Annotated in this window: 17 protein-coding genes; 7 read left to right on the top strand and 10 right to left on the bottom strand. The window is 71.4% G+C overall.

Translation table 11 applies throughout. The features are described from left to right. Nucleotides 1–91: 91 nt before the first annotated feature. Together ACWENQ_RS30960 and eccD are read right to left on the bottom strand one after the other, a co-directional pair. On the bottom strand, nt 92–535 hold the full coding sequence (locus ACWENQ_RS30960; protein WP_354906168.1) for a YbaB/EbfC family nucleoid-associated protein: 444 nt from the start codon (nt 533–535) through the stop codon (nt 92–94). 75 nt (nt 536–610) lie between these two features. After that, nucleotides 611–2,047, bottom strand: a complete 1,437-nt coding sequence (gene eccD / locus ACWENQ_RS30955) for a type VII secretion integral membrane protein EccD (protein ID WP_452417342.1) — start codon at nt 2,045–2,047, stop codon at nt 611–613. A 39-nt stretch (nt 2,048–2,086) separates the two neighbouring features. On the opposite strand from eccD, the gene eccCa reads away from it, so the two are divergent. Beyond that, entirely contained in the window at nt 2,087–6,076 is a 3,990-nt protein-coding gene (gene eccCa / locus ACWENQ_RS30950) for a type VII secretion protein EccCa (RefSeq protein WP_452417341.1), read from the top strand. Here eccCa and ACWENQ_RS30945 read toward each other — a convergent pair. From ACWENQ_RS30945 to ACWENQ_RS30935, 3 genes are read right to left on the bottom strand one after another with little or no spacing between them, the layout of a single operon-like run. Continuing rightward, a complete protein-coding gene (locus ACWENQ_RS30945) occupies nt 6,064–6,324 on the bottom strand; it encodes a hypothetical protein (RefSeq protein WP_452417340.1) in 261 nt (86 codons plus the stop codon). The two genes, eccCa and ACWENQ_RS30945, sit on opposite strands and share 13 nt — an antisense overlap. Next, complete coding sequence (locus ACWENQ_RS30940; protein WP_452417338.1) at nt 6,321–13,640, bottom strand: DUF3626 domain-containing protein; 7,320 nt, start codon at nt 13,638–13,640, stop codon at nt 6,321–6,323. Before ACWENQ_RS30940 ends, ACWENQ_RS30945 begins: the two co-directional genes overlap by 4 nt. A gap of 21 nt (nt 13,641–13,661) precedes the next feature. Then, nucleotides 13,662–13,952 carry a hypothetical protein gene (locus tag ACWENQ_RS30935; protein WP_354906174.1) on the bottom strand — a complete coding sequence of 97 codons (291 nt, stop codon included), beginning with the start codon at nt 13,950–13,952 and terminating at the stop codon, nt 13,662–13,664. Nucleotides 13,953–14,066: 114 nt separating this feature from the next. Here ACWENQ_RS30935 and ACWENQ_RS30930 point away from each other — a divergent pair, with 114 nt between their 5' ends. Together ACWENQ_RS30930 and ACWENQ_RS30925 are read left to right on the top strand one after the other, a co-directional pair. Further along, nucleotides 14,067–14,501 carry a hypothetical protein gene (locus ACWENQ_RS30930; RefSeq protein ID WP_449920167.1) on the top strand — a complete coding sequence of 145 codons (435 nt, stop codon included), beginning with the start codon at nt 14,067–14,069 and terminating at the stop codon, nt 14,499–14,501. Then, complete coding sequence (locus ACWENQ_RS30925) at nt 14,498–15,634, top strand: WXG100 family type VII secretion target (RefSeq protein ID WP_452417337.1); 1,137 nt, start codon at nt 14,498–14,500, stop codon at nt 15,632–15,634. The genes ACWENQ_RS30930 and ACWENQ_RS30925 overlap by 4 nt, the downstream gene beginning before the upstream one ends. Here the strand turns inward: ACWENQ_RS30925 and ACWENQ_RS30920 are convergent. The 5 genes from ACWENQ_RS30920 to ACWENQ_RS30900 form a co-directional block, all read right to left on the bottom strand. Next, nucleotides 15,631–16,545 (bottom strand): hypothetical protein, encoded by a 915-nt coding sequence (locus tag ACWENQ_RS30920; protein WP_452417335.1) that lies wholly within the window; start codon nt 16,543–16,545, stop codon nt 15,631–15,633. The genes ACWENQ_RS30925 and ACWENQ_RS30920 overlap by 4 nt on opposite strands. A gap of 41 nt (nt 16,546–16,586) precedes the next feature. After that, nucleotides 16,587–16,964: a hypothetical protein gene (locus ACWENQ_RS30915; protein WP_449920162.1), complete on the bottom strand. Its 378-nt coding sequence runs from the start codon at nt 16,962–16,964 to the stop codon at nt 16,587–16,589. A 105-nt stretch (nt 16,965–17,069) separates the two neighbouring features. Beyond that, the gene (locus tag ACWENQ_RS30910) at nt 17,070–19,289 is read right to left on the bottom strand and encodes a protein kinase domain-containing protein (protein WP_452417334.1); all 2,220 of its coding nucleotides are present in this window, start codon (nt 19,287–19,289) and stop codon (nt 17,070–17,072) included. Between the two features lie 108 nt (nt 19,290–19,397). Further along, entirely contained in the window at nt 19,398–20,534 is a 1,137-nt protein-coding gene (gene mycP / locus ACWENQ_RS30905) for a type VII secretion-associated serine protease mycosin (RefSeq protein ID WP_449920158.1), read from the bottom strand. A gap of 226 nt (nt 20,535–20,760) precedes the next feature. Then, nucleotides 20,761–21,033, bottom strand: a complete 273-nt coding sequence (locus tag ACWENQ_RS30900; protein WP_354906181.1) for a WXG100 family type VII secretion target — start codon at nt 21,031–21,033, stop codon at nt 20,761–20,763. Between the two features lie 122 nt (nt 21,034–21,155). Between ACWENQ_RS30900 and ACWENQ_RS30895 the strand changes: the two genes are divergently transcribed. The 4 genes from ACWENQ_RS30895 to ACWENQ_RS30880 all read left to right on the top strand — a co-directional run bounded on the left by ACWENQ_RS30895 (nt 21,156) and on the right by ACWENQ_RS30880 (nt 26,304). Then, nucleotides 21,156–21,881, top strand: a complete 726-nt coding sequence (locus ACWENQ_RS30895) for an SDR family oxidoreductase (protein ID WP_354906182.1) — start codon at nt 21,156–21,158, stop codon at nt 21,879–21,881. Between the two features lie 47 nt (nt 21,882–21,928). Continuing rightward, nucleotides 21,929–23,674: an acetyl/propionyl/methylcrotonyl-CoA carboxylase subunit alpha gene (locus tag ACWENQ_RS30890; RefSeq protein WP_354906183.1), complete on the top strand. Its 1,746-nt coding sequence runs from the start codon at nt 21,929–21,931 to the stop codon at nt 23,672–23,674. A gap of 72 nt (nt 23,675–23,746) precedes the next feature. Then, complete coding sequence (locus ACWENQ_RS30885; RefSeq protein WP_452417332.1) at nt 23,747–25,135, top strand: hypothetical protein; 1,389 nt, start codon at nt 23,747–23,749, stop codon at nt 25,133–25,135. A gap of 164 nt (nt 25,136–25,299) precedes the next feature. After that, nucleotides 25,300–26,304 (top strand): pentapeptide repeat-containing protein, encoded by a 1,005-nt coding sequence (locus ACWENQ_RS30880; protein WP_452417330.1) that lies wholly within the window; start codon nt 25,300–25,302, stop codon nt 26,302–26,304. Nucleotides 26,305–26,333: the final 29 nt, after the last annotated feature.

The raw sequence follows: 26,333 nt of genomic DNA, 5'->3' as shown, positions 1-26,333 counted from the left end.
GTGCCCACTCGGCGTTCGTCAGATCACCACGACCCATATGCCAAGAGTGACAAGACCAGCGCTCACCGTCAGGAGATCTAAGAAACAGCTCCTAGAGGTCGAGGCGGCGGCGGATCTTGTCGAGTTCGCCCATCACGTCTTCGAACGTCCTGTTGTAGGCGGCCTCGGCGTTCTTGACCTGCTCCAGGGCGGCGTCCGGGTTGTTGATGAACTTCATGGGGTTCTCGTCCTCGCCGAAGACCTCCCCCATCGTCTCGTTGACCTGACGCTGCAGGTCGGCCGTCGCGTCCTGGACGACGGCCTTGACCTTCTCCGCCAGTTCGCCCGAGCTCAGCCGCATGGCCTTGGGGTGCAGTTCGAGCCCGGTCAGGCCGGCGCTGGTGTACTCCGCGCTGACCAGGCCGTCCTCGTCCTGCGCCCGGCCCACGAGCTCGCCCATGGTCTTCTGCATCTCCTCGACGCGCGCGAACTGCTCGTCGGCGGTCTTGAGGAGCTTGTCGATGTCGAGGTTCGCGAAGTCCCCGAAGTCCTGCACTGGCTACTCCGTCCTGGAGGGGGAAACGTCCAGCAACGTATCGGTTGCCGGTTTACTCCGCAATCATGGAAACGCTCAGCCCGAGAGGCCGCGCACCCACGTGTAAACGTCGAGGACGCCGAGCGCGAGCGGGAACAGCGCCGCGATCAGCATGAGGTCCACGATGTCGCCCGCGCGGCCCCAGAAAGGCGAGGGCTTACCCGTGGGCAGCCAGGTCCCGAGTCCGGCCGCGACGAGCGCGACCCACAGCAGCCCGACGCCCACGGCGACGGCCGCGATGTCGCCCATGCCGGCGCTCACGGACAACCCCAGCGCCGCGAGCCCGGCCAGTCCTGACACGAGCAGCCAGATCCGCTGGCCCAGCCCGTGGAAGACCCGCGCCCGCATGATCAGGGTCAGCGCGAGCACCACGACCATGACCCTCGCGGCCCACCCGCCCTCCACGACCAGCAGGAACAGCGCGCCCATCGCCACCAGGCACGCCGCGGCGATCAGGCTGGTCACGAAGGACTGCGCCTTGGCGGTGCGCTCCTTGACCTGCGTGGCGTCGAGAAGCTGGTTGTCGTTGCGCAGTTCCTCCGCGGTCGTCGGCATGTTCGGCAGCGGCAGCTTCGCCATCCGGAAGGACAGCGTGGGGATGAGCGGGGTGAAGGCCAGCAGGACGGTCGCCGACACCGCCGCCACGCCCGCGGGCGAGGTGCCCCAGATCATGACGACCGCCGCGCCCGCCGCCCCGGTGACCGAGGCGATGGCCGTACCGAGGAATCCGGACTGGCCGTCGGCGGTCAGCGCGCCGCCGAAGGCGGCCACCAGCGCCGTGCAGGCGAAGGCGGCGAGCAGGTTGGGCGCGGAGAAGCCGGCGCCGCCGGGGGCCAGCAGGCCCGCCAGGAACCCGTACGGCAGCGCCGCCCATCCGATCGGCGCGCCCACCTTCGAGTCGCCGATCGCGCGCGACATGACCGCACCCGTCACCAGGAGCAGCAGCGCCAGCACGCCCGCGACGATCGCCCTGATCGTCCACGGCGGACCAGCCGCGTAGAGGGCGAGCGCCCCCATGACCAGCAGCCCGCACGCGGCGCTGGTGCCCGCCAGGCGGGTGTGGTCGGGCGTCCACTTGCCCGCCCCCTCCTTGACCCCGCCCGCGACCACGTCGGCGACGTCGTCGTAGAGGGCCGGCGGCAGGACGGCGTCGCGCGGCCTGAGGTAGAGCACCTCGCCGTCGAGGACGCCGAGGGCGCCGAGGCTCTGGCCGATGTCGAGCGGCGCGCCGCCGAGGCGCTGCAGCATCCATCCCGCGGCGGACGTGGCCTCGCCGCCCACTTCGTCCATCGCGCGGAGGAGGCCGGGCAGGACGTGCGGCAGCGGGATGTCCGCGGGCAGCGCGAGATCGGCTCTCTTGCGCGGGCCGACGATTGTGACGTGGCACAAGGCCGGCATCGGCGCGGGGATCTGCGCGAGAGCGCCCTGCTGCATCGGGCCTTGCGGGGATGGTCCATGAGCAAGCGACTTCACGGAAGGAAACATATCGGGCAAGCGGAAAGACCCGCATTGATGGTAAGAAATTGCCGTGTGAGCATCGTGATTGTGCGACGGCCCGAACGCCGTGCCAGCCCCAAGCCACCTCGTGGCGAGGTCCTGCTCGAAAGCCCACCCGAGATCCCCGAAGTCCAGGGTCAAGGCTTCATGGGGGTTCTGACCTACCTGCCGATGGTGGCCGGCGGGGCGGCGATGGGGTTGATGTTCACCGCGGGAGGAAATTCCAACCCGCTCATGTACGTGGCCAGCGGCCTGTTCGCCTTTTCCATGATGGGCATGACCATCGGGCAGCTCGGCAGGCAGTCGGGCGAGCGCAAGCACCGGCTCAACGGCCTGCGCCGCGACTACTTCCGTTACCTGTCACAGGTCCGCAGGAAGGCCCGCAGAGCCGCCAGGCAGCAGCGCGAGGCGCTGGAGTGGAGCGGCCCCGCGCCCGACTCGCTCTGGTGGATCGCCATGAGCCCACGCCTGTGGGAGCGCCGGCCGCGCGACCCCGACTTCGGCACCGTACGGCTCGGCACCGGCATGCAGAAGCTGGCCATCCAGCTCATCCCGCCGGACTCCAAGCCGGTCGAGGACCTCGACGCCCTGACGGCCGGCGCGCTGCGGCGGTTCGTCAGGGCGCATGCGACGGTCTCCGAGCTGCCCGTCTCCGTGGCGCTCGGCTCCTTCGCCCGCATCAAGCTGAGCGGTGACCAGCAGGCGATCCGCGGGCTGGTCAGGGCGATGATCGCGCAGATGGTCGTCTTCCACTCCCCCGACGACCTGCGGATCCTGGTCTGCGCGGGCAAGGAGTCGATGGCGCACTGGGACTGGGTCAAGTGGCTCCCGCACGCCCTGCATCCCGACCAGACCGACCTGGCGGGGCAGGTCAGGCTGATGGCCGAGAACCTCAGCGAGCTCGACCGGCTGGTCGGGGGCGAGCTGAAGGAGCGGGCCAGGTTCAAGCCGGGCGCGCCCGCCGACTCCCTGCCGTACCACGTGGTGATCGTGGACGGCGGGTACGTGCCGCATGACTCCCAGCTCGGCATGGACGCCATCCAGGGTGTGACGCTGATCGACCTGTCCGACGCCGCGGGGCTGGTGGAGGAGAAGGCGATGCTGCGGCTGGACATCCAGAGCGACGCCTTCCACATGATCAAGCTGGACCACGCAGGCAAGGCGACCAGCACCCGTCTCGGCGATCCCGACCAGCTCGACTACCTGATGTGCGAGGGGCTGGCCAGGCAGCTGGCACCGCTCAGGCTCTCGTCGGGGTCCGCAGGGGGCGAGTCGCAGGACGTGCTGTCGATCAACACCACGCTCACCGACCTGCTCGGCGTCGGCGATCCGACCAGACTCGACACCGAGCACACCTGGCGGCCGCGGGCGGGCCGCAACCGGCTGCGCGTGCCGATCGGCCTCGGCGCCGACGGCCGCGTGGTGGAGCTCGACATCAAGGAGTCGGCGCAGGGCGGCATGGGCCCGCACGGCCTGGTCATCGGCGCCACCGGTTCCGGCAAGAGCGAGCTGCTGCGCACGCTGGTGCTCGGCCTGGCCGTCACGCACTCCTCCGAGATCCTCAACTTCGTCCTGGTCGACTTCAAGGGTGGCGCGACCTTCCTCGGCCTCGAGTCGCTCTCGCACGTCTCGGCGGTCATCACCAACCTGGAGGACGAGCTGCCGCTGGTCGACCGCATGCACGACGCGTTGCACGGCGAGATGGTCCGCCGCCAGGAACTGCTGCGCGCGGCCGGCAACTACGCCTCGCTGCGCGACTACGAGCGGGCCAGGGAGCAGGGCGCGGAGCTGGCGCCGATGCCCACGCTGTTCGTCGTGCTCGACGAGTTCAGCGAGCTGCTGTCGGCCAAGCCCGAGTTCATCGACCTGTTCGTGATGATCGGCCGGCTCGGCCGTTCGCTCGGCGTCCACCTGCTGCTCGCCTCCCAGCGGCTGGAGGAGGGCCGGCTGCGCGGCCTGGACACCCACCTGTCCTACCGGATCGGTCTGCGCACCTTCTCCGCCATGGAGAGCCGCGTCGTGCTCGGCGTCGCCGACGCCTACGAGCTGCCGTCCGCGCCCGGCAACGGCTACCTGAAGTTCGACACCACCGGCATGACGCGGTTCAAGGCCGCCTACGTCTCCGGTCCCTACCAGCCGGACCCCTACCAGTCGGCGGCCTCCGCCGCCGGCGGGCCCGTCCGCGAGGTCGTGGAGTACGGCCCGGCCTTCGTGCCCGTCCCCGTGGTGGAGACGCCCCCCAAGGAGCTGGCCGCGGCGGAGGAGAAGACGCCGCAGGTCAGCCTGCTCGACATCATGGTGGGACGGCTGCACGACCGGGGGCCCGCCGCGCACCGCATCTGGCTGCCGCCGCTCGGCCAGGCGCCGACCCTGGCGCAGCTGCTCCCGCCGCTGTCGGTCACGCCCGCCTACGGGCTGTCGACCACCGACTGGTCGGGCCGCGGCAGGCTCCACGCCGTGATCGGCATCATCGACAAGCCGTTCGAGCAGCGGCGCGACCCGTTCTGGCTGGACCTGTCGGGCGCGTCGGGACACGTCGGCGTCGCGGGCGGCACGCAGAGCGGCAAGAGCACGGTGCTGCGCACGCTCATCACCAGCATGGCGCTCACGCACACCCCCCGCGAGGTGCAGTTCTACTGCCTCGACTTCGGTGGCGGCTCGCTCGCGGGCCTCGACGGCCTGCCGCACATCGGCGGCGTGGCCAGCCGCCTCGACGCCGACCGCGTCCGCCGGACGGTCGCCGAGGTCGCCACCGTCCTCCAGCAGCGCGAGCGCATGTTCGCCGACCACGGCATCGACTCGATCGCCACCTATCGCCGGATGGTCGCCGAGGGCTCGTTCGAGGGCGACGGCTGGGGCGACATCTTCCTCGTCGTGGACGGCTGGCTGACCATCAGGCAGGAGTTCGACTCGCTGGAGCCGACGATCACCGACCTGGCGGGGCGCGGCCTCGGCTACGGCATCCACATCGTGGCCGCCACCAACAAGTGGTCGGAGTTCCGGCCGGGTATCCGCGACCTGTTCGGCACCAGGATCGAGCTCAAGCTGGGCGACGCCTACGAGTCGGAGATCAACCGCAAGACGGCGCTCGCCGTACCGGAGGGGACGCCCGGACGCGGGCTCACCAAGGAAGGCATGCACTTCCTGTCCGCGCTGCCGAGGATCGACGGCGTGCAGAGCGCCGAGGACCTGTCGGTGGGCGTGCGCGCGCTGGTGCAGACGGTCAGGGATGCCTGGCAGGGTCCCCCGGCGCCGGGCGTGCGGCTGCTGCCCTCGGTGCTGCCCGCCGAGATGCTGCCCGGGATCGAGGAGACGGGGCGCAAGCTCATCCCGATCGGCATCGACGAGGCCATGCTCGCGCCCGTCCTGCTCGACCTGGAGGCCGATCCGCACTTCATCGTGGTGGGCGACACCGAGAGCGGGAAGTCGAACCTGCTGCGGCTCATCGCCGAGAGCGTGGTGTCCAGGCAGACGCCGCGCGAGGCGATGATGATCGTGATCGACTACCGCAGGTCGCTGCTCGACTCGGCGGCCACCGAGCACCGGATCGGCTACGCCGCGTCGAGCGCCGCCGCCGCCGGCCTGATCAACGACGCCAGGCAGGCGCTGCTGAAGCGTCTGCCGCCCGCCGACCTGACGCCCGAGCAGCTGCGGTCCCGCAGCTGGTGGCAGGGTTCTGACCTGTACATCGTGGTCGACGACTACGACCTGGTCGCCACCTCGAACAACCCGCTGCAGCCGCTGGCCGACCTGCTCCCGCAGGCCCGCGACATCGGCCTGCACCTGATCATGTCGCGGCAGATGGGCGGCGTCGGCAGGGCGATGTTCGACCCGATCATCACCAAGATCAAGGACATGGCGAGCCCCGCGCTGGTCATGTCCGGCAACAAGGACGAGGGCTACGTCTTCGGCAACATCCGCCCGCAGCCGCTGCCGGTCGGCCGTGGCTACTTCGTCGACCGGAAGTCCGGCGCGCGGCTGATCCAGACCGCCTACCTCCCCTGACGCCGCCGCTCCATGAGCTCGCGGATGAACGGGCTGACGGCCGCGCGCAGCTCCCCGTCCTTCCTCGTCAGCGCCTCGACCAGGCGCGCGGGAAGCTCGGGGGGCAGCTCGTCGACCGGCTCCCACTCGGCGTGCGCCAGCGCGGAGGCCAGCGGCAGCACGTGCGTGCCGGGCGGCAGGATCACCGCCGCCTCGCCGAGCGCCACCAGGATCGCCCCGTCGGACCTGCGACCCACCGTTCTGATCATCGCGTACTCCCGGGATAGACGTAGTACCAGTCGATGCCCGCCGCCTCCAGCGCCGCCACCAGGCCGGCGTCGGGCCGGACGGTGAAGACGACATGGCTGATGTCGCTCACCCTCACGCCGCCGTGCATCTGCGCCTCGACGTAGGCGTTGTTCTGCCAGTCCAGACCCGCGTAGTCGCGCCGCACACCGCGTAGCGGTTCCTTCACGGGGTCGAACCCGCAGAGGGGAGCCGCGGCGTACGACTCGGGGCGTGGGTCGTTGATCCTGCTGGGCACCGCGGTCTCGGTGACCTCGATGGAGTCGCCGACGCAGAAGGTCGACCTGTCCCTGACCTCGGGACGCAGGGTGACCTGGACCTCACCGTACTCGGACACCCGGTTCGTGGTGCCCATCCCGATCAGGGACGGGTCGGAGATCCGCTCGTACAGGTTGACGTAGCCGTAGACCGGCCGCAGTTCGGGGGTCAGGTCGGCGGGATAGCCGAACCAGCTCTCCTCGTAGGCGGAGCGCAGGACGTTGTCGTAGACCCCGCCCGAGCTCGCGACCTCGAACTGCGTCTTGAACCGCCCCTCGGCCAGTACGGCCCGCAGCGTCTCGGGGCTGACCCGCATCGAGATCGGCCGGTCCGCCAGCATGGTGACCAGCTCGTCGCGAAGGTGCGCGCGCAGCCGTTCGACGTCCATGCCCAGCTCGTCGGCCAGCGCCCTGGTCTCGAGGAGGATGGCGGCGTGCTGGTCGATGTAGGCGGCCTCGGCGCGATCCCTCATCCGTTCGGCCAGCCTGGCCTCCAGCCAGTCGCGTTCGGCGACCGCCCTGGCGTACTCGACGGTGTCGGTCCTGCCCTGGAAGTCGAGGTTGTAGGTTGTGCTGCTCAGCTCGCGAAGGCGGGCGAACTCCCTGACCGTCTGGAGGTCGGGTGCCGGCCGCACCGGAGCCGGTCCCTCCGGCCACTCCGCACCCAGCCCGCCGAGGGTGGGCGGGTCTCCCGCCGGGACCGGCTGGTGCGGGTGCGCGGGGGCCGGCTGGTCCGCCTCCGGAAGGAAGATCTTCGCGGCCCCGTCCGTCGGCCACCGCCTGGTGGGGTCCTCGAAGGCGATCACGACGCGGCCCGTCAGGTCCGCCAGCTCCTGGATGAGCAGCTTGTCGTGGGCGGCGTGCGGCCCCCGCAGCACGATCGCGGCGCCGGGCTCGGCCACCAGCCGCGGGTCCAGCGCCAGCATGGTGGCCAGGTCCCTGACCGGGACCGGGACGTCGCCCACCCGGAAGGCGTGATAGCCCGACCTGATGCCGACCGTGACCGCGCCCTCGACCGGACGTGCCCCCGCCATCCTGTTGGTCACGGCCGCGTCCTCCAGGTCGCCGAAGACTCTGAAGCCGACGCCCACCGGCGACTCCGTCCGTGTCGCGGCGGTGAAGCGCTGCTGGTCCACGCTGAGCACCCGGTGGCTCAGGTCCGGCACGCGGGCCGGGGCGTTCCCCTCCGTCAGGTAGAGCCTGATCCCCCGCCTGCCGTCCGGCATGGTCGCGTCGCGCTCCACCGCGATCACCCGCAGCGCCGTGCCGGGCGGCAGCGTGTCACCCGAGGCGGTGCGGATGACGCTCTCGACCGGCACGCCCTCCTCCGGCAGCCGGCTGTTCCCGCGGACGAGCTCTCCGGAGACGCCCTCCTCGGCGAACCTGGCCAGGAGGGCGTCGACGTCGCCGGCCGGAAGTTCGTCGTGGCGGTAGAGGGTGCGCGACACGTCCCTGGGCGCGGCCGTGTCCCAGTCGATGGCCCGGTGGATCTCCGCCTGCACGTCCGGCCAGCTCTCGGCGAAGCCGGGATGCAGGTCGAGGGTGGTCAGCTCGTCGAGCCGTACCCACCGGATGCCCTGCGACTCCCACGAGGACGGCCTGATGTCCACCGGTTCGGGCAGGGTGGCGATGACCGTCTCGTAGGACCAGCCGCCGTGGTCGTTGACGTGGCGGCCGTGGATCCGCACCGTGGCGGGGTCCAGCGTGCTCTCCTCGGCGGCCTCCCGCAGCGCGGCGGCCACGGCGCCCTCGTTCAGGTCCCTGGCACCGCCGAGCAGCGACCAGGTGCCGCCGCCGTCGGAGGTGGCGGCGCGGTGCTGCATGAGCACGTACGTCTCGCCGTCGCCGCCCTTGCTGAGCAGCAGCAGCCCGGCGGCGCCGTTGGTGCCCCAGTGGGTGCCCTCCGCGCACGCGCAGGGCACCCAGCCGTCGCCCGACCTGGCCACCTCGCTGACGTAGACGGTGTCACCGTCGACCCGGTCCACGCGGAACTCGGTGTCCGGCCGGAAGATCAGCCTGCCTTCGGCGGGGTCGCCGGCGGCGACGCTGATGTCGTGGGCCGTCCTGGAGGTGATGACGAAGTCCACGCGGCCGGGCACCGCGACGGGCTCGCGCGGCTCGCGGTAGGCGGTGGTGAACCTGGGGTCGGAGACGACCGCCCCCTGCGTGTAGGCCGCTCTGTCGGCCTCGGACAGCACCACGCTGAGGTGGGCCTGCCCGGTGAACGGCGCCTGGTACTCCCCCAGCGTGTCGAGCGCGCCGAGGATGCCGCGCACGTGCTCCTCGTACGGCGGCAGCAGCCTCGGGTCGCCCATCGCCCTGTCGATGGGCGCGTCGAGCCCGTTGGCGTAGGTGTGCAGGGCCACCAGTTCCTCGATCGCCAGCCGCCGGAACGGCGAGCTCTCGGGAAGGTCGCGGACCATGGCCTCCACCCGGGCCGCGAACCTCTCGTAGCCCGCGATGCCGGCCCTGACGCCCTCCAGCGTCCGCGCGTACGGCTCGGCCGAACGCGTCACCGAGTCGTCGACGCCGAAGAACCCGCGCACCGCCGACTTGACCCGCTCCCAGGCGGTGGGCGGCACGACGTCGTCCGGCAGGAAGATCCGCAGGTTCCCGCGACCGCCCAGGGCGCCGTGCTCGGCGTCCATCGCGAACATGTCGCCGTAGGGGCCCACCCTGACCCGCGAGTCGGCCGCCACCACGACGTGGCCGGTGAGCCTGGCCACCTCCTGCGCGTAGGTGTGGGCGCCCACGTTGCAGTTGGCGAGGATGACCAGATCGTCGTGTTGGAGAAAGGAATCGTTCAGGATGATCGCCGCCAGATCCTCGGCCCTGACGGTCCTGCCGCCGACCATCAGCCCGTCAGGGCCGCCGTGTCCGTCCACGTAGTAGGCACCGTCGATGGAGCGCACCCCTAGAGCGGACCGCTCGATCCCCATGTCGTGGGAGAAGGCCGGATCGCGCAGCCAGATACCCGCCCCCGTCTCCACCCGGTGGTGGTCGTAGTGGTGCCGGGCGGCCGGGCTCAGTTCGGGCGTGGCCCGGTGGACCGGCTCGGCGAAGGCGGCGGTGCCCATCCCGTCGGGCGCCTGGACGAGGAAGTAGTGCCGCTCCCCGTGGGAGAACTCCTGCAACGCGAGCACCTTGAAGGGCGCGTCGACGCGGAACAGCGCGTGGTGGGGCCGGCCGGACAGCGCTTCCGCCGCCACGTAGTCGCCGGCCCGGATGGTCAGGCGCACGGTACGCGGCTCGTCGCCGAGGAAGCGGGGGTCGTCGACGCCCTCCAGGATGCCCTTGAAGGCGAACTCCGCGCCCGGCGCGAGGTTCGCGGGGACCCACTCCTCCGGCACCCTGACCGTGACGGTCCCCTCCTGTCGCGGCAGGAGGGCCAGCTCGGCACTGGCCTGGCGCAGCATCGCGTCGGCCAGCGGATCGCCGCCGTGCGCCAGCTCGTTGACCTGCCGCAGGTTGGTGCCCTCCAGCAGGTGCGGCAGGGCGGGGATCGGCTGGTCCGGCGGGCGCCACGGCGTACCGGAGTAGTCGGGCACCAGGCGGGGGCCGTGGTCCAGGGAACCCAGCGGTACGGGCGCGTCCTGCGCAGGCCGCGCGAGGCGCGCCCAGTTGTCGCTGATCCGCTCGTGCAGGTCGGCCAGGCCGCGCCGGGCGAACTCGGGGCCGAGCTCCTGAAGCTTCGTGGTGACCGCGTCGATGTCGCGCTGGGACCACAGCCCCTTGTCCCCGCTGATCCGCTCAAGCAGCGGATTGTCGGCCACCATCCGCTGGAACAGCTCGGCGGGAATGGGGCCGTCGGCCATCAGCAGCGTGTGGAGGCCGCGTCTGGCCAGCTCCCCCTGGTTCGCGCCCAGCCGGTGCTCGTACATGACGGTCGTGTCCGCCCGGTACACCCCCGACGTGCCGTCCTTGACCGCGCCGAGCTCGAGCGCGGCCAGCTCCGCCCGGTCGGCCGCCTCGATGTCGTCGAACTCGCGGCGGATGGCGAACGTGCCGTCGTTGAACTCGACGACCTCCTCGAGGCCTCGCATGGTGTCGATCACGAGGGAGTTCCGCACGCCCGACTGGACGGCGGCCCTGAGCCGGTCACTGCCGTGCGCCTGGTGGACTGTGTCGTCGTCGATCCTGAGGACGGCGGGGCCGTCCAGGCCGAGGGCGTCGCGCAGCAGCGCCTCTGCCTCTGCGCGCCTGGCGGCTTCGTCACGGAGGACCAGCGCCTCCGAACCGTCGCGGTGGACGACCAGCTCCGCGAACCCCTCGTCGCCGTTGACGAACCGGTCCCCCACGTTTCCGCGCCCGGTCCTCGCGGCGAGCTGCTCGTGCGGGTCCACCAGGGGACGGCTCAGGTCCGTCGACAGGTCGGTGACCGCGCGATGGGCGCGCGCCCGCGCGGCGAGATCCTCGTCGGCCGCCCAGAAGAACGGCCTGTCCACCGGGGCCTTGAGCACCGAGTCGGCGCCGCCCGCGTGCTCGGCCACCTTGTCCAGGACGAACTGGACGTTGGCGAACCAGTCGCCCCTGCCCAGACGTTCGAACTCCGGCCGTAACCGTTCGACCGCGGCCTTGAGGGTGGCCATGTCCCGCACCGACATCGGGTTCGGTGCCCAGTCGAACCTGCCCGGTTCCACCTCCCGGAAGAACAGCCTCGTCAGCGGGCTGTTCGGATCGGGCATCATCGGCCGGAAGGTCTTGTCGTGGTCGAAGCCGCGGAGACGGCCGTCGTCGCCGACCCGCATGCCGTCGCCGTGCGCCCGGTCGTAGTTGCCGATGAGCGCGTCGCCCAGGCCCATGAGCACGGCGTCACGGCTGTGCATGACGTGCTCGGGCAGCTCCCAGCGGTCCCCGTGCCAGCGGAGTTCCGGCCGCTCGCCCTCGACCCAGCCGGTGATCAGCGTGTGCTCGTCGACGAGGTGGGTCGGGGGCACGTCCAGACCCAGCGAGCGCAGGAGCATCGAGGACAGGTGCTCGGCGTCGCGCATCTCGGTGGTGGCGGTCTCCTTCCTGGCCGCCGGTCCTCCGTCGGTCAGCGTGACCCGCTCGACCTTGACCGACTCCGTGCCGCTGGACAGCACGACGGGGTCGCCGACGGTGCCCTTGGCGGCCAGCGCGGCGAACTGCTCCTGCGTCATGCCGTGCCACGACGGTGGCGGCTCGGCGCGGGTGGTGCTCCAGTTGATCAGGCCCTCGATCCGGTTGGCCGGCTCGGGCCTGCGCTCCGCCATCGCGGAGGAGGTCTCGCCTGCTCGCGCCACCGGCCCGTCGGCGTGGGCGCCGGTGCTCTCGGCCATCCGGGTGACGGGCCCGTCCGCGCGGGCCCCGCCACCGCTCTCCGGCGTCCGCGGGCCCGCCCCCTCGCCCCGGCTCCCGGTCGACTCGGTACGGCCGGCGGACCCGTCGCCGCGACTCACCGGCCCCCCGGTATGGTCGGCAGGCCCGTCGCCGCGGCTCACCGTCCCCCCGCTACGGTCGGCGGGGGCGTCGCCGTGCGAGGCGGGGGCGTCGCCGTGCGAGGCGGGGCCGTCGCCCCGGTCCGTCGACCTGGCATGCGTGAAGGGCCGTTCGGGGTCGCCGGACGGCCTGCCCGTCCGCTCGGGGCGCGCGTCCGGCCTGCCGCCGGGATCCGGATCGGCGTCCGCGCGTCCGGCCCGTTCGTGGGTCACCTCGCCCCCGGCCCCACGCTCCGGCACGGCCGCCGGTCTCGACACCGTCCCGGCCTCGCCCCGGGCAGGCGTCTCCGCACGAGCCTCCGCACGCGCGGGGGCTTCCGCACGGGCAGCCGTCTCGGCGCGGACAGGCGGGCGGACCTGGTCGCTCCTGACCGGGGGCGCGGGCTGGGTCCCGTCGTCCGCGGGGTGCGGGCTCGTCCTGATCTCGTCGGGTACGGCTCGCGCGACGTCCGCCGCCTGCCCGCCCACGGCCCGCGCCCCGTCGGCCGCCCGGTCGGTCGTGGCCCGCGCCAGGGTGGTCATGTCGCCATCGGCCACGCGGTCCGTCTCGTGCGCCGCCGTGCGCATGCCGTCCAGGAAGGGATCGGCGGCCGGCTTCGAGGTGGCCGGGCCGTCCTCGTCGAGGCGCTTGGTCGCCGCGGCGACGCCGTCGAGCGAGCTCGCGGCCGGCCCCGCCGTACCGTCGGGGGGAAAGTCGGTGGGAAAGAGGTGGGCGCCGGTCTTGCCGGGGCCGGAGTGCGCGCCGCCGCCCGCGCCGGTGCGGTCGATGCCGCCGACGAAGCCGGAGGTCAGCCCCTCCGCCACCAGCTTCCAGTCCACGGGCCGGCCGCTGCCGACCGCGCTCCACACCTCCGTGACGAGCGCGGTGATGCCGCCGACCACGCCCGACTGGGCCATGAAGATCAGCATCGACCGGGTCGGCAGCAGCCCGGCGCCGAGGCCCATGAGCGCCCCGGACAGCGCCCCGGTGCCCGCGGACGTGAGGACCTGGCCGACGTCGACGTGGTCCCTGCGTGACTGGCTCGCCTGGATGGCGTAGTCCATCACGCCCATGATCGTGCCGAAGAGCCCGCAGCAGAACAGCAGCCGCTTGGCCAGTTGCGCGATCACGGCGCGGCTCAGCAGCGCCCGGAAGCCGATCCACTTGAACGTGGGCCCGGCCAGCGGGGTGCCGAGCAGCAGGATCACCGCCCCGATCTGCACGACCAGCAGCACGACGGTCAACTTGATCATGCGCTTGGTGTACTCGAGCTGGACCCCGAGATCGTTCAGGGCGAGCGCCATGGCGGCCAGGCGGTTGACGGCGTCGGCCTGGTGTCCCCGCGTCGTGGTCAGGACGTGCTTGACGAAGGCCTGCAGCGCGTCGCCGTCCCATTCGTCCGCGTCGGGCGGCCGTCTGCCCAGCAGGCTCCTCGACGGGTCACCGTCCGGGCCGCCGACCACCTCGTAGAGCGCCGCCACGAGCGCGTCGGCGAGCCGGAACAGGGCCTTCTCGTCGCCCTGGGGCCAGTCCATGCCGACCACCCAGCCGATCCACGGCCGCGCGAACCCCGGGATGGGCACACCGTCGAGCCACACCGGCGATCAGGCCTCGGGCCGCTCGGCCGTCTCGTAGGTGTGCGAGGTGCCCTTCAGCCCGTCGCCGGAGCGCTCCACCTCGTCGGCGTAGTTCTTGAGGGCGTCGAGGATGCCGTCGCGCATCGCGGGGTAGGCCTTCTCCACCTCGGCTCCGTACCGGTCGTGACCCATCGGACGGCCGGCCTCGGCGAAGGCGGCCAGCACCTTGTCCCTGACGTCCCTGATGAACGCGGCCTCCTCCCTCGCGTCGGAGCCGCGTCGCCTGACACTGTTCCAACGAACGGTGAAGCCTGTCACACCAGCCCCATCGACCACATAAGACTCATTAGCGGGCAATACTGCCAGACTCTCGACGAAGCCGGTCGAGAATTCCGCACAGGTCCTCGTCCCGCCGCGAGCTCGCCCGGTCAGGTGCGCACGACGATCGGCTCGGGCTCGTCCGCGGGGACAACCTCGGACAACGGCTTCTCTGCGCGAATGTTGACGAAACTCCCTGACCGCTATGCTCGATCTTGTCCAGATACGCATCTCGGGGAGGCGCAGCCGGTGGCGGGTCTCGATGTCTACTTCCAAGCCTTGGACGAATGCGCCGGTGTCGCGGCGAACGCGGCCAAGGTGCTCATTCCCGCCGACATTCTCCCCGACAAGACGCCGCCGCCCAGCAAGGTGACCGACGCCGACATCTTCGGCAAATACGACAACTCGCAGAACCTGGCGGCGGACATCGACGCCATCTGGCGCGACCACATCACCGGCGAACTCGGCGAGGCGCGGGAGAAGCTGGGGGGCGTCGAGCGCGCCCTCGACAAGGTGCAGGCGAACATCCGCGCGGCCGACCAGCCATGAGCGACGAGAGCGTTCCCGGCCTGGCCAAGCTCGACGCGCTGGTGACCAAGGTCACCTGCGACCCAGGGGCGATCCGCACGATGGCCTCGCAATGGCGGACGATCGCCAGTGAGGCCCTGGACGAGACCGGCAAGCTCGGCAAGGCCGTCGTGGAAGTGGGCCGGGTGTGGCACGGCGATTCGGCGACCTCCTTCCAGTCGTACATGGAGGGCTACGGCAAGGCCGGCGACGGGATGCACGACGCGCTGGCGGGCTGCGCCAACGCCGTGGAGGCGGCGGCCGGTGTGCTCGAGACCGTGGAGGGCAAGGTCAGGTGGATCCGCGAGGACCTGCTCGTCCGCGCGGGCGAGTACAGGCGCGACTGGGCCAAGCTGAACCCCGACGACCCGGACGGCGTGACCAAGGGGTTGACGGACATGGGCACCAAGGCGGTGTCCGATGCCGAGAGCGAGGTCACGAAGGCGAACACCGCCGTCAACGACGCCAGGACCGCCATCGGCAACGCCCTGAAGCTGCGCAAGGAGACGTTCAAGAACATCAAGAACCCGCTGGAGCGTGACTTCGTCCCCGGCAACGGGACCAAGACACAGTGGACGCGCACCGACCTGAGCCGGACCACCGACCTCGCGGGCGCCGGCACGACGGGCGGCGGGGGCGCGGGCGGCAGCGGTGGCGGTGGCGGCTACGGCGGCGGTGGCGTCTCCTCGGCGGGTGACGTGCCCGCGCCGCGCGCCCAGGTGGTCGAGTGGATCAAGGAGGCGTTGCGGGTCATCAGATCGGAGGAGATGGCCGGCATCATGCGCAGGCGCGGCATCGACGTGAGCGACCTCGACCCCAACGACCCCAAGGACATCGAGCGGATCTGGACGATCATCCACCACGAGTCCGGCGGCAACCCGAGCGCGATCAACAACTGGGACATCAACGCCCGCAACGGCGTGCCCTCACAGGGGCTCATGCAGACGATCCCGCCCACCTTCGACACCCACAGCCTGCCGGGCCACAAGCGGATCCTGGAGCCGGTCGACAACATCATCGCCGGCGTCCTCTACACCTACCAGCGCTACGGCGACCTGGCCCACCATCCGGGCATCGCGTCCCTGGAGCGGGGCGGCGGCTACCGGCCGTACTAGCGGCGGGGCAGCCAGCCGGGCGGGAAGATCAGCGCGCGCAGCCCGTGTCCCTCGATCTTGCCCGCCCACTCCTCGGGCGTGGTGGCGATCGGGCCGTCCGTGCCGTCGGACAGGTTGTAGGTGGGGGTGTAGCCGAGGCCGGAGCCGGCCAGCCTGGCGTACAACTCGGTGAGACGGCTGGACGGCAGGTTCCGCAGAGGGAACTTGGCGGCGTCGTAACCCAGGACATAACCAGTGTTGCCCGCCCAGATCCGCATGAACTCGGCGCCGTTCTCCTTCGCCGAGCCGACCGGCTGGCCGTGGGCGAGGTTGACCATGGCCTTGATGCCGACGGAACCACCGGCGTAGGCGATGCCGTCCACCGTCGCGTAGACGAGAGTGGTCAGCGCGTACGAGGGGAACCCCGCGCTGAAGATCTTGGCCGCGTTCGCCCCGAAGAGGGCCTTGAGCAGCCGCGCCGTCTTGATCAGCTTGACGATCCTGACGGTGGCCACGGCGTACAGCCACGTGGTCATCGGCTGGAACATGACCATCCACACCATCTGCAGCAGGTCGTTCTCGACCTCGGCGAAGCGGCGGCGCACATCGTCGACGATCTTGGCGTAGGCCGTGCAGACCATCGCCACGACCCGCAGGTCGGCCACGAAAGCGGCGGGCAGCGGCCTGATGTTGGTGTTGTAGACGGTGGAGAAAGAGTCGATCCCGGCGCCCGTGTTGTCCTTGACCACCGAGGCGTAGGCCTGGTCGGCCCGGTAGGCGAGCCCGCTCTTCGGGTCGTCGCCTCCGTCGATCGCGTCGGCGAGCTCGTCGAAGATCTGCGCGGCGCGGCGCAGCTTGTCCGGCGAGGCCTCGGGGGCGACGACTCCCGCCCACACGCGCAGGCCCACCAGCGTGCCTGCGGTGCCTGCCATGAACGTCATCATCAGGCGGTTGACGGGAAAGGCGGCGGCGATCACGGCATCGGGCCCTTCGGCATGAAGCCCTGCAGGTCCGGCAGCTCGTAGACGGGGACGTCCTGGACCGTCATGTCGTCGGCGCTGGCCCAGTCGGCCACCGCCACGTTGTCCCGCATGATGGACAGCTTGTCGCCGACGTCGCCGTAGGCCAGCCCGAACTGGCCGAGCAGCTTCATCATCTCCACGCGCTTGGGCGCGTACCACTCGGCGAACTTCCGATCCGACTCCTCCTCGATCGGCCAGTTGCCGAGCTCCTCCAGTTCCCTGACGGCGTGGTTCACGGCCGCGACGAAGTCGGCGCCGATGTCGCGGAAGGTGGTTGCGGCGACGGTGTGCTGGGATAAGTCCGCGTCCAGCTGTGGCGGCTCGCTCATAGGATCTCCCAGGAAATGAATCGGGCGGATCACGCCTTTCGGCCATGATCCGCCCGGTTCATTTCGCAGAAGTCGAGCTCTGGTTACTTACGTGTATCAGGCGGCTCACCCGCAGTTGGCGAAACCGGAGCTGGTGCTGCCCTGGTCCGTGCTGCCGGAGAACTTCACGCAGCTGCCCTTCCCGTACGCCTTGGCGACCGCGTAGTACTTGTACGAGCCGCTGTCGGTGACGGGAGACTTGCCCTGAACCTCCAGGGTCGCGCTGACGCTGGTCAGCTGACCGATCTTGGCGGTCTTCATGGTGACCACACAGTTGTAGCCGGTGCTGTCGCTGTACAGCTGGTAGGTCGTGCCACCGGCGAAGCTCGCCTGACGCTGGACGTAGAACCCGCCGCCGCCGCAGGCCTGGGCCGGCGTGTACGGGTTGGTCGTCTCGGCGGGTGGCTCCGAAGGCTTGGTCGGCGTCGGCTGGGGCTCGGCGGGCTTGGTCGGCGTCGCCGTGGGCTTGGGCTCGGACGGTTTGGTCGGCGTCGCCGTGGGCTTGGGCTCGGACGGTTTGGTCACCGTCACCGTGGGCTGGGGCTCCGCCGGCTTGGTCACGGTCACCGTCGGCCTCGGCTCGGTGGGCCTGGGGTCGGCCGTCCTCGTCTCCGTCGGCTTCGGCTCCGGCGTCCTGCTCGGCGGCTCCTCCGTGCGGGTCGGCGTCGGCGTCGGGTCCTGCTGCGGCGGCCGCCGGTCCTCGGTGGGTGTCGGCGTCGGACGCTCGTCCGCCGGCGGCTCGGGCTCGCCCTCCTTGGTCTTGGTGGGCTTGTGCTCGGGCTTGTCCTCCCGCTTGTCCTCGCGCTTGTCCTCGGCCTTGCGCGTGGGCTCGACCGTCACCGTCACCGCCGGGCTGGGCACGGGCGCGACCGTCTGGGGCGGCACGGCGATGTTCTGGGTCGGCACGGGCGCCGGCGAGCTGACCGAGGTCAGCTCCGGCTCGGGCAGCGGGCTGTTCGGGTCGTCGGTCGGCAGCTCGAACGGCATGACGTCCGTCGAGTCCGGCGCCGGCGTCTTGGCCCACGGCACCGCCACCTTGCCCTGGCCCTGACCCTGGCCCTGGCCCTGCTGCGTGCCCTGCGGCTGGGGCTGCGGCTGCCCGACCCCGTTACCGGAGGTGGTGACCGCGCTCTCGCCGTTCGGGCTCGGTACGGCGTCGGCGGGCTGCCTGCCCTCGGCCGCCACCGCGGTGATGGTCTGCGTGCCCGCGTACCGGTTGGCACCCCACAGTCCGACCGCGGAGATCGTCACGACCGCCGCCATCGCGGCGACCAGACCCACGGGGAACGGCCTGCGGTTCGGCGGCGGCGCCTGCGCCGGCACCGAGACGACAGGGTGCGGGCCCTGCGGCGGCGCGGGCTGCTCCGGCGCCTCGGCCGGCGGCGGGCCCCACGCCTGGGGCGCGGCCGGCACGGGCGGTGCCGCGGCGGGCTCGGGCTCGGGCGTCCGGTACATCGGCAGCCTGAGCGTGCCCTCCAGGGGCGGCGCGGGGTCGGGGACGACCACCGCGGGCAGGGGCGCGCCCGCCACGAGCTTGTCGGCGTTCTTGTCCCCCAGGAGCTGCAGCAGCGCGGTGTAGGTGGTCGGCCGCTTGGCGACCTCCTTCGACAGCGCCGACACCACGACCCTGCGCAGCGGCTGGGGCAGCGGGCCCACGTCGGGCTTCTCGTTCAGCACGGCCTGCGTCTCGTGCTCGAACGGCGCCCGCCCCGTGGCCGCGTACACCACGGTCGCCGCCCACGAGAAGACGTCGGACGGCGGGCCGTACCGCAGCTCCTTCAGCTGCTCGGGCGAGCGGTAACCGAGCTCGCCGGCGGGCTCGCCGATGGCCGCGTCGGTCACGCGCGGGCCGTCCGCGCTGAGGATGACGTTGTGCGGGGTGAGGCCCCTGTGGGTGACCCCCGCCAGATGCGCTGAGGTCAGCGCGGTGAGCACGCCGACGGCGACCCGCTCGAGCGCGTCATCCGTGAGCGGGCCTTCTTCTTCGACGGTCTCCGCCAGCGTGCGGCCCTCGATGTGCTCGCGCACCACGTACGGCGTGCCGTCCTCGACTCCCACGTCGAACACGCGGGCCACGTAGGCGCTGGAGATCCGCTTGACGCTGCGCAACCGGTCGAGGGTCTCGCTGTCTTCCGCGGACTCGCCGGTCAGCGGCTTGATGGCGCGCAGTTCTCCGTCATCGGACTCGCGCCCAAGGTAGACCACGCCGCGCGGGCCCTCGCCCAGCCGTCCGACGATGGCGTAGTCACCGAAGCGCTCCGGGTCTCCCGGCGACAAGGCGTCCATGATCCACCTTTCAACGACAAATCATGATCGGAGCACATTGAACCAAATTTGCCCCACCCGTAACGATAGTTTCGCCGCAGATCCTGACAGTTCACCGTCAAGTCGTAATCAATTCGGCCGACCGGCCCGCCAGCGCCTGGCTCTGCCCAACGGCATGACCAGCCGCACGGCCATGATCGCGCCCGCGAGTGCCAGCGCCGACGCCGCCACGATCGCGGCCACCGTGATCACCCGTCCGTCGACCGGGGGCACCTTCGCCACGGCGTCCTTCGGCAGCGGCGGCGGCAGCGGAGGGGCCAGCTCCACCTGCTCGGCCGGCAGCACCGCCGTGACGGCCAGCAACGGGTTGACGATGCCCGCTCCCGTGCCGACGCCGAGCGCGCCGTCCGCGGTCACCTCGATGCGCCGCCGTACCTGCTCCTGGGTGAGGCTGGGGTAACGAGAGCGCACCAGCGCGGCCACCCCGGCCACGTACGGCGCGGCGAAACTGGTGCCGTCGAGCCCCTCCATCAGGAGCCCGTCGGGCCACGTACTGGTGACGTCCTGGCCCGGCGCCATGACATCGACCTTGGACTCGGTGTTGGAGAAGTCGGAACGCTGGCCCTGCGCCGACACCGAACCCACCGACAGCACGCCCTCGTAGGCGGCGGGGTACTCCTTGCTGTCCTTCTCCTTGGGGTCGGAGTTGCCCGCGGCGGCCACGATCACGACGTCCTTGTCGAGGGCGTAGTAGACCGCCGCCCTCAGGTCCGGCTGGTCGGTGGTCTGGGTGGAGATGTTGATCACCTTGACGCCCATGTCGGCCGCGTCCTTGATGGTCCGGACGAGGACGCCGACGTCGCCGGTCTTCTTGTTGGTCTGCTTGAGCGACACGAGCCTGACGTCGGGGGCCACGCCGTAGAAGGGGAAGTCGCCCCGGTAGCGGCCGGCGATGATGCCCGCCACCGCGGTGCCGTGGCCCACACAGTCGCCGTTGCCCGTGCCGCTGTAGTCGATCTCCTTGCGGAGCGGGATCAGCGGATGCCGCGCGACGCCGCTGTCGATCACCGCGACCGTGACGTTCGCGCCCCTGGTGAGATGCCAGACCCTTCGCGGGTCGAGGCGGGTCAGCGCCCACGGTGTGCCGATCTCGGTCAGGCCCTCGTCCAGCCTCTCCTCGCATCTGGCAGGGGCGGCCTGGGCGGCGACCGGCACGAGCGTGAACGTCATCGCCACGCTGAGCGCGAAAAGGACCCTTCCGATCACGGAGTCAGAGCCTAGCCTGCCCCTTTTGCCGCGCTGTAGCCGTTTCCGGCAGAACCGGCGAAGACCCTCCAGGAAAAACCGGAAAGACCCCCGCCCGCGCACAGGAACGCCCCTGAAAGCGCCCCTGAAAGCGCCCCTGAAAACGCTCCGCGAGAAGGCCCCGGAGAAGGCCCCGGCCCGGCAGTCACCTGTCCGCCGGGCCGGAGTGTCCGAGAGGGCAGCGGGGTCAGCGGGTGGCCGACTCGATGTTGCCGCGATAGGTGTTGATCACCCGAGCCGCCTCCTGCAGCTCCTCCGACATCCGCTGGAACGCGGCCCGGTAGTTCTGCCACGCCCCGCCGAACCGCTCGGCCCCCGGCCCCGTCCAGGCGGTGCCGACCTTGGCCGCCTCCCGGTCCAGCACCGCCATCGTGCTGCGCACCGCCTCGGCCTGCTGGGTGAACTGGGTGGCCATCTGCTGCATCTCCGCAGGGTTGCCACCGAGCAAGTTGTGCGTCATACGCTCCTCCAGGATCGACCGACGGGCGCCCTCACGATAGGCATCCGGCCCCGCCGTCGCCCTCCGTTATGCCGAGCGGCTATGGTCCTCCAGAGGATTGTTCGGATATAAGGGGGACAACCATGCGCGAGGTCGTGGTCACCGGCGGCGGAACCGGCATCGGCTACGCCATCGCGGCCGCGTTCGCCGCCCAGGGCGACAGGGTCACCATCACCGGTCGCCGTGAGCACGTGCTGAAGGAGGCCGCCGAGAGGCTCGGGGGCGGCGCCTCCTACGTCGCCTTCAACGCCGCCAGCCCCGTCGCCGTGCAGGAGGCGCTGCCGCACCTGCCCAGCACCGTCGACGTGCTGGTCAACAACGCGGGCGGCAACACCAACCTCGACAGGCAGAAGCGCGAGGACGACCTGATGGACCTGGCGGAGGCCTGGTGGGCCAACCTCAACGCCAACCTGCTGTCGGCAGTCCTGGTCACCACCGCCCTCCTGCCCCGCCTGGTCAAGGGCGGCAGGATCATCTCGCTCGGCTCCATCGCGGCGCGCGGCACCGGCTCAGGCTCGTACGGCGCGGCCAAGGCCGCCCTCGAGTCGTGGACCGCCGACCTGGCGGCGGAGCTGGGCTCCAGGGGCACCGCCAACGTCGTGGCCCCTGGGCTGGTCCTCGACACCGAGTTCTTCCGCGGCCGGCTGACCCCCGAGGGCGTCAGGCACCGGGTGGACAGCACCCGCAACGGCCGCGCGGGCACCCCTGACGACATCGCGCAGACGGTGCTCTTCCTCGCCTCCCCCGGCGCGGGCCACTTCACCGGGCAGGTCCTCCATGTGAACGGTGGCGCGTACCTGGGCAGGTGACCGCCCCTAGACTCCTTTGCAGGCCGGTGGAGAAAGGAAAGACGTCGGTGCGGAAAGTTCTGATCGCCAACCGTGGCGAGATCGCCGTCCGGATCGCCAGGGCGTGTGAGGACGCCGGCCTGGCCAGCGTCGCCGTCTACGCCGAGCAGGATCTCGACGCGCTCCACGTCAAGGTCGCCGGAGAGGCCCACGCGCTGGGCGGCCAGTCACCCGCCGAGACCTACCTCGACATCGACAAGCTGCTGCGCGTCGCCGCCGAGACCGGCGCGGACGCCGTCCATCCCGGCTACGGCTTCCTCGCCGAGAACGCCGCCTTCGCGCAGGCCGTCATCGACGCCGGGCTGGTCTGGATCGGCCCGCCGCCGGCCGCCATCGCCGCGCTCGGCGACAAGGTGCAGGCCAGGCACATCGCGCAGAAGGTCGGCGCACCCCTGGTCGCGGGCACCAAGGACCCGGTCGCGGGCGTCGAGGAGGTCGTCGCGTTCGCCGAGGAGCACGGCCTGCCCATCGCGATCAAGGCCGCGTACGGCGGCGGCGGCCGCGGCCTCAAGGTCGCCAGGACCCTCGAGGAGATCCCCGACCTGTACGACTCGGCGGTCCGCGAGGCCGTCACGGCGTTCGGCCGCGGCGAGTGCTTCGTCGAGCGCTACCTCGACCGCCCGCGCCACGTCGAGACCCAGTGCCTGGCCGACTCCCACGGCAACGTCGTCGTGGTCAGCACCCGCGACTGCTCGCTGCAGCGGCGCCACCAGAAGCTCGTCGAGGAGGCGCCCGCGCCGTTCCTGTCCGAGGAGCAGGTCGAGCTGCTCTACAGCAGCTCCAAGGCGATCCTGCGCGAGGCCGGCTACGTCGGCGCCGGCACCTGCGAGTTCCTCGTCGGCCAGGACGGCACGATCTCCTTCCTCGAGGTCAACACCCGCCTCCAGGTCGAGCACCCGGTCACCGAGGAGGTCGCGGGCGTCGACCTGGTGCGCGAGATGTTCCGCGTCGCCGCCGGCGAGGCGATCGGCTACGACGACCCGGTCCTGCGCGGCCACTCGATCGAGTTCCGGATCAACGCCGAGGATCCGGGCAGGAACTTCCTGCCCGCGCCCGGCACGCTGACCGCCATGCGCGCCCCTGCCGGGCCCGGCGTGCGGCTCGACGCGGGCTACGAGGCCGGGATGACCGTTCCGCAGACGTTCGACTCGCTGATCGCCAAGCTGATCGTCACGGGCCGCACCCGCAAGGAGGCCCTCGAACGCTCGCGCCGCGCCCTCGCCGAGTTCGAGATCGACGGCATGCCGACCGTGCTGCCCTTCCACCGGGCGGTGGTGCACGACCCCGCCTTCACGGCCGAGCCGTTCTCCGTCCACACCCGGTGGATCGAGACCGAGTGGGCGGGCGGCATCCCGCCGTACGAGGGGGCCGCCGAGGTCGCCGAGCCGGCCGCCAGGGAGACGGTGACCGTGGAGGTCGGGGGCAAGCGACTGGAGGTCGTACTGCCCGCCGGGTTGGCCTCAGGGAGCCGCGCGCCGGCCGCGAACAAGCCGGCGCGGCGTGCCGCCGGCGGCGCCAAGAAGGCGGCGGCGAGCGGCGACGCGCTGGTCAGCCCCATGCAGGGCACGATCGTCAAGATCGTGGCCGCCGACGGCGACAGCGTGGCGGAGGGCGACACGGTGGTGGTGCTCGAGGCGATGAAGATGGAGCAGCCGCTCGCCGCCCACAAGTCCGGCACGATCACCGGCCTGGCCGCCACCGTGGGGCAGACCGTCACCGCGGGCGCGACCATCTGCGAGATCAAGGACGCATAGCGGGTAGTTTCGCAGAAGAGGAACTTTGCCAACCGCTCATTCGTCCTGAAGGACGAAGGAGGCTTGCTGCCCATGACCCATCCGCTGCGCCGGACGACGGCCGCGATCGCGGCTCTGATCGCCGGTCTGTTCGCTGTCTTCGCGTTTTCGCCCGCCGCGCACGCCGCGGCTCCACCCGACGCCGACACGGTGGTTTCCTACTGGAAGAACCAGAAGGACCGGCTGTACGTCGGCTCCGGCGCCACCCTGACGTCGGACCAGCAGGCGGAGATCCGCTCCACGCTGAAGGACGCCGGCACGCCCGTCTACGTGGCTGCCTTCCCCGACGGCACCGTCACCGACCCCGCCGCCTACCTTCCCGCCCTCGGCAACGGGCTGAAGTCCGCGGGCAAGACGGGCAAGTACGCGGTCGCGGTGCTCGACGGCAACTCGCTGCTCGCCGCGGCCAACTTCGGTAAGCGCGGGCTGGCCGGCCAGCTCGCCAACCTCTCGACGAGCAGCAACGACGACGTCGTCACCGGCATGAGCGACTTCGTCAACCGCGTCAACGCGGCCGCTCAGGGCAAGTCCTCCGCTCTCGACTCGGGCAGCTCCGCCGGCTCCGGCGGTTCGGGCACGGGCGCGCTGATCGGCATCGGCGTGCTGGCTCTCGCCGGCGGTGGCGGCTACTTCCTGTACTCCAAGAACCGCAAGAAGAAGCTCGCCGCGCAGCGCGCCGCCGAGCTGGCCGCGGTCAAGACGACCGTCGAGGAGGACGTCACCAAGTTCGGTGAGGAGATCACCGTGCTCGACACCGACGTCAAGCTCGCCGGCCAGGGCGGCCAGAACATCACCGAGTGGCAGACCGCCCTCGACTCCTACGAGAAGGCCAAGACGCAGCTCGCCGCGGTGACGCAGGCCGAGCAGGTCCGCGACGTCACCACGACGCTCGAGGACGGCCGCTACGCGCTGGCCGTGGTGAAGGCCAAGGTCAACAACCAGCCCGTGCCCGAGCGGCGGGCGCCCTGTTTCTTCAACCCGCAGCACGGCCCCTCGGTGCGCGACGTGCGCTGGGCCCCGCCCGGCGGCGCCCCGCGCGACGTGCCCGCCTGCGCGGCCGACGCCATGGCGGTGGAGAGCGGCTACGACCCGCAGACCCGCCAGGTCATGGTCAACGGCCAGTACCGGCCGTACTACGACGCGGGTCCCGCCTACCAGCCCTACGCCTACGGCTACTACGGCGGTTTCGGCGACATCATGACCATGATGTTCGTCGGCACCATGATGGGCAGCCTGCTCGGCGGCGGCTGGGGTTACGGCGGCTACGGCGCCGGCTACGCCGAGGGCTACTCCGACGCGAGCGGCGGCGACTTCGGTGGCGGAGGTGACTTCGGCGGCGGCGGCGACTTCGGCGGCGGCGGCTGGAGTGACTTCGGCGGCGGCGACTTCGGTGGTGGCGACTTCGGCGGCGGCGACTGGTGACAGGCTCCGCCTCCTGATCTGACAGCGAAGGCCCCCGGTGAACGTCACCGGGGGCTTTCGCGTGCACGGCCGGGCTCGCCGCGCGCGGACGGGGGTCCGCTTTGTAAAGTAGGGGCAAAACCACCCGCCTGGCAGACCTCGGGGCCAGTGTCTAGGAGGCCCTGTTGCGCCGTCTGATCGCCCTCGCCCCGCGCACCGCCGTGGCTCTGCCGTGCCGTCTGATCGCCCTCGCCTTATGCACCGCCGTGGCTCCGGTGCCCGTTCTCGCGCTGGCGCCGGCTGCTCCCGCGCTCGCCCAGGCGGGGCCGTGCCGTCCCGGCGACCGGGTGAACCTGCGCGGAGCCGACTTCACCAAGGGCCGCGCGCTGCCCTCGACGCTGCGCTGCGCCGACCTGACGCGCGCCAAGCTCGACGGCGTCGACCTCGCCCAGAAGGACCTGACGGGGGCGATCCTGCGGCGGGCCTCGCTGAAGCAGGCCGACTTCACCCAGGTCACCGCCAAGTACACCGACTTCAGGGAGGCCGACCTGAGCGAGGCCGACCTGGGTCAGATGCACGCCGACTACGCCGACCTGCGGAACGCGATCCTCGTGGACGTGGGCGCCACCCAGGCGCAGTTCCCGCGAGCGAACCTGAGCGGCGCCAGGCTCACCAGGGCCGTGCTCGGCCAGTCGAACCTCACGCTGGCCAAGCTGGTCGGCGCCGACCTCGCCGACGCCAAGCTCGGTCAGGCCAACGCCCGCAAGGCGGACTTCACGAAGGCGAAGCTGCACGAGGCCGAGCTCATCTCGATCGAGGCGCCGAACGCCGTCTTCCGCGACGCCGACCTGCGCGAGGCGCGTTTCAGCTCCGCCGAGATGGACGGGGCCGTCCTGCGCGGCGCCAACGTCCAGGACGCCGACTTCACCTTCGCCGACGACCTCGACCTGACGGGCGCCACCGGCAGGCCGAAGACACTTCCCGAGGGCGTGAAGGGCTACTCCACGGCGACGCCGTCGCCGACCCCCGAGGAGCAGAGCGCCATGCGCCTGGACGTCGAATCGCAGCCGCAGGCGGGGCCCAGGATCTCCGTCGGGCTCGTGCTGGTGGTCGTCGGCTCTCTCGGGCTGGCCGTCACCCTCACCCTCTGGGCGAGCGCCGCCCGGCGCCCGCGCGCCTACCGCGCCTGACCACACCCGCTCGCCGGACGCCCGCCGGA

Source organism: Nonomuraea sp. NPDC004354 (assembly GCF_053602555.1).
The sequence above is the reverse complement of the archived record's forward strand: the minus strand, read 5'-3'. Positions and strand labels throughout refer to the sequence as shown.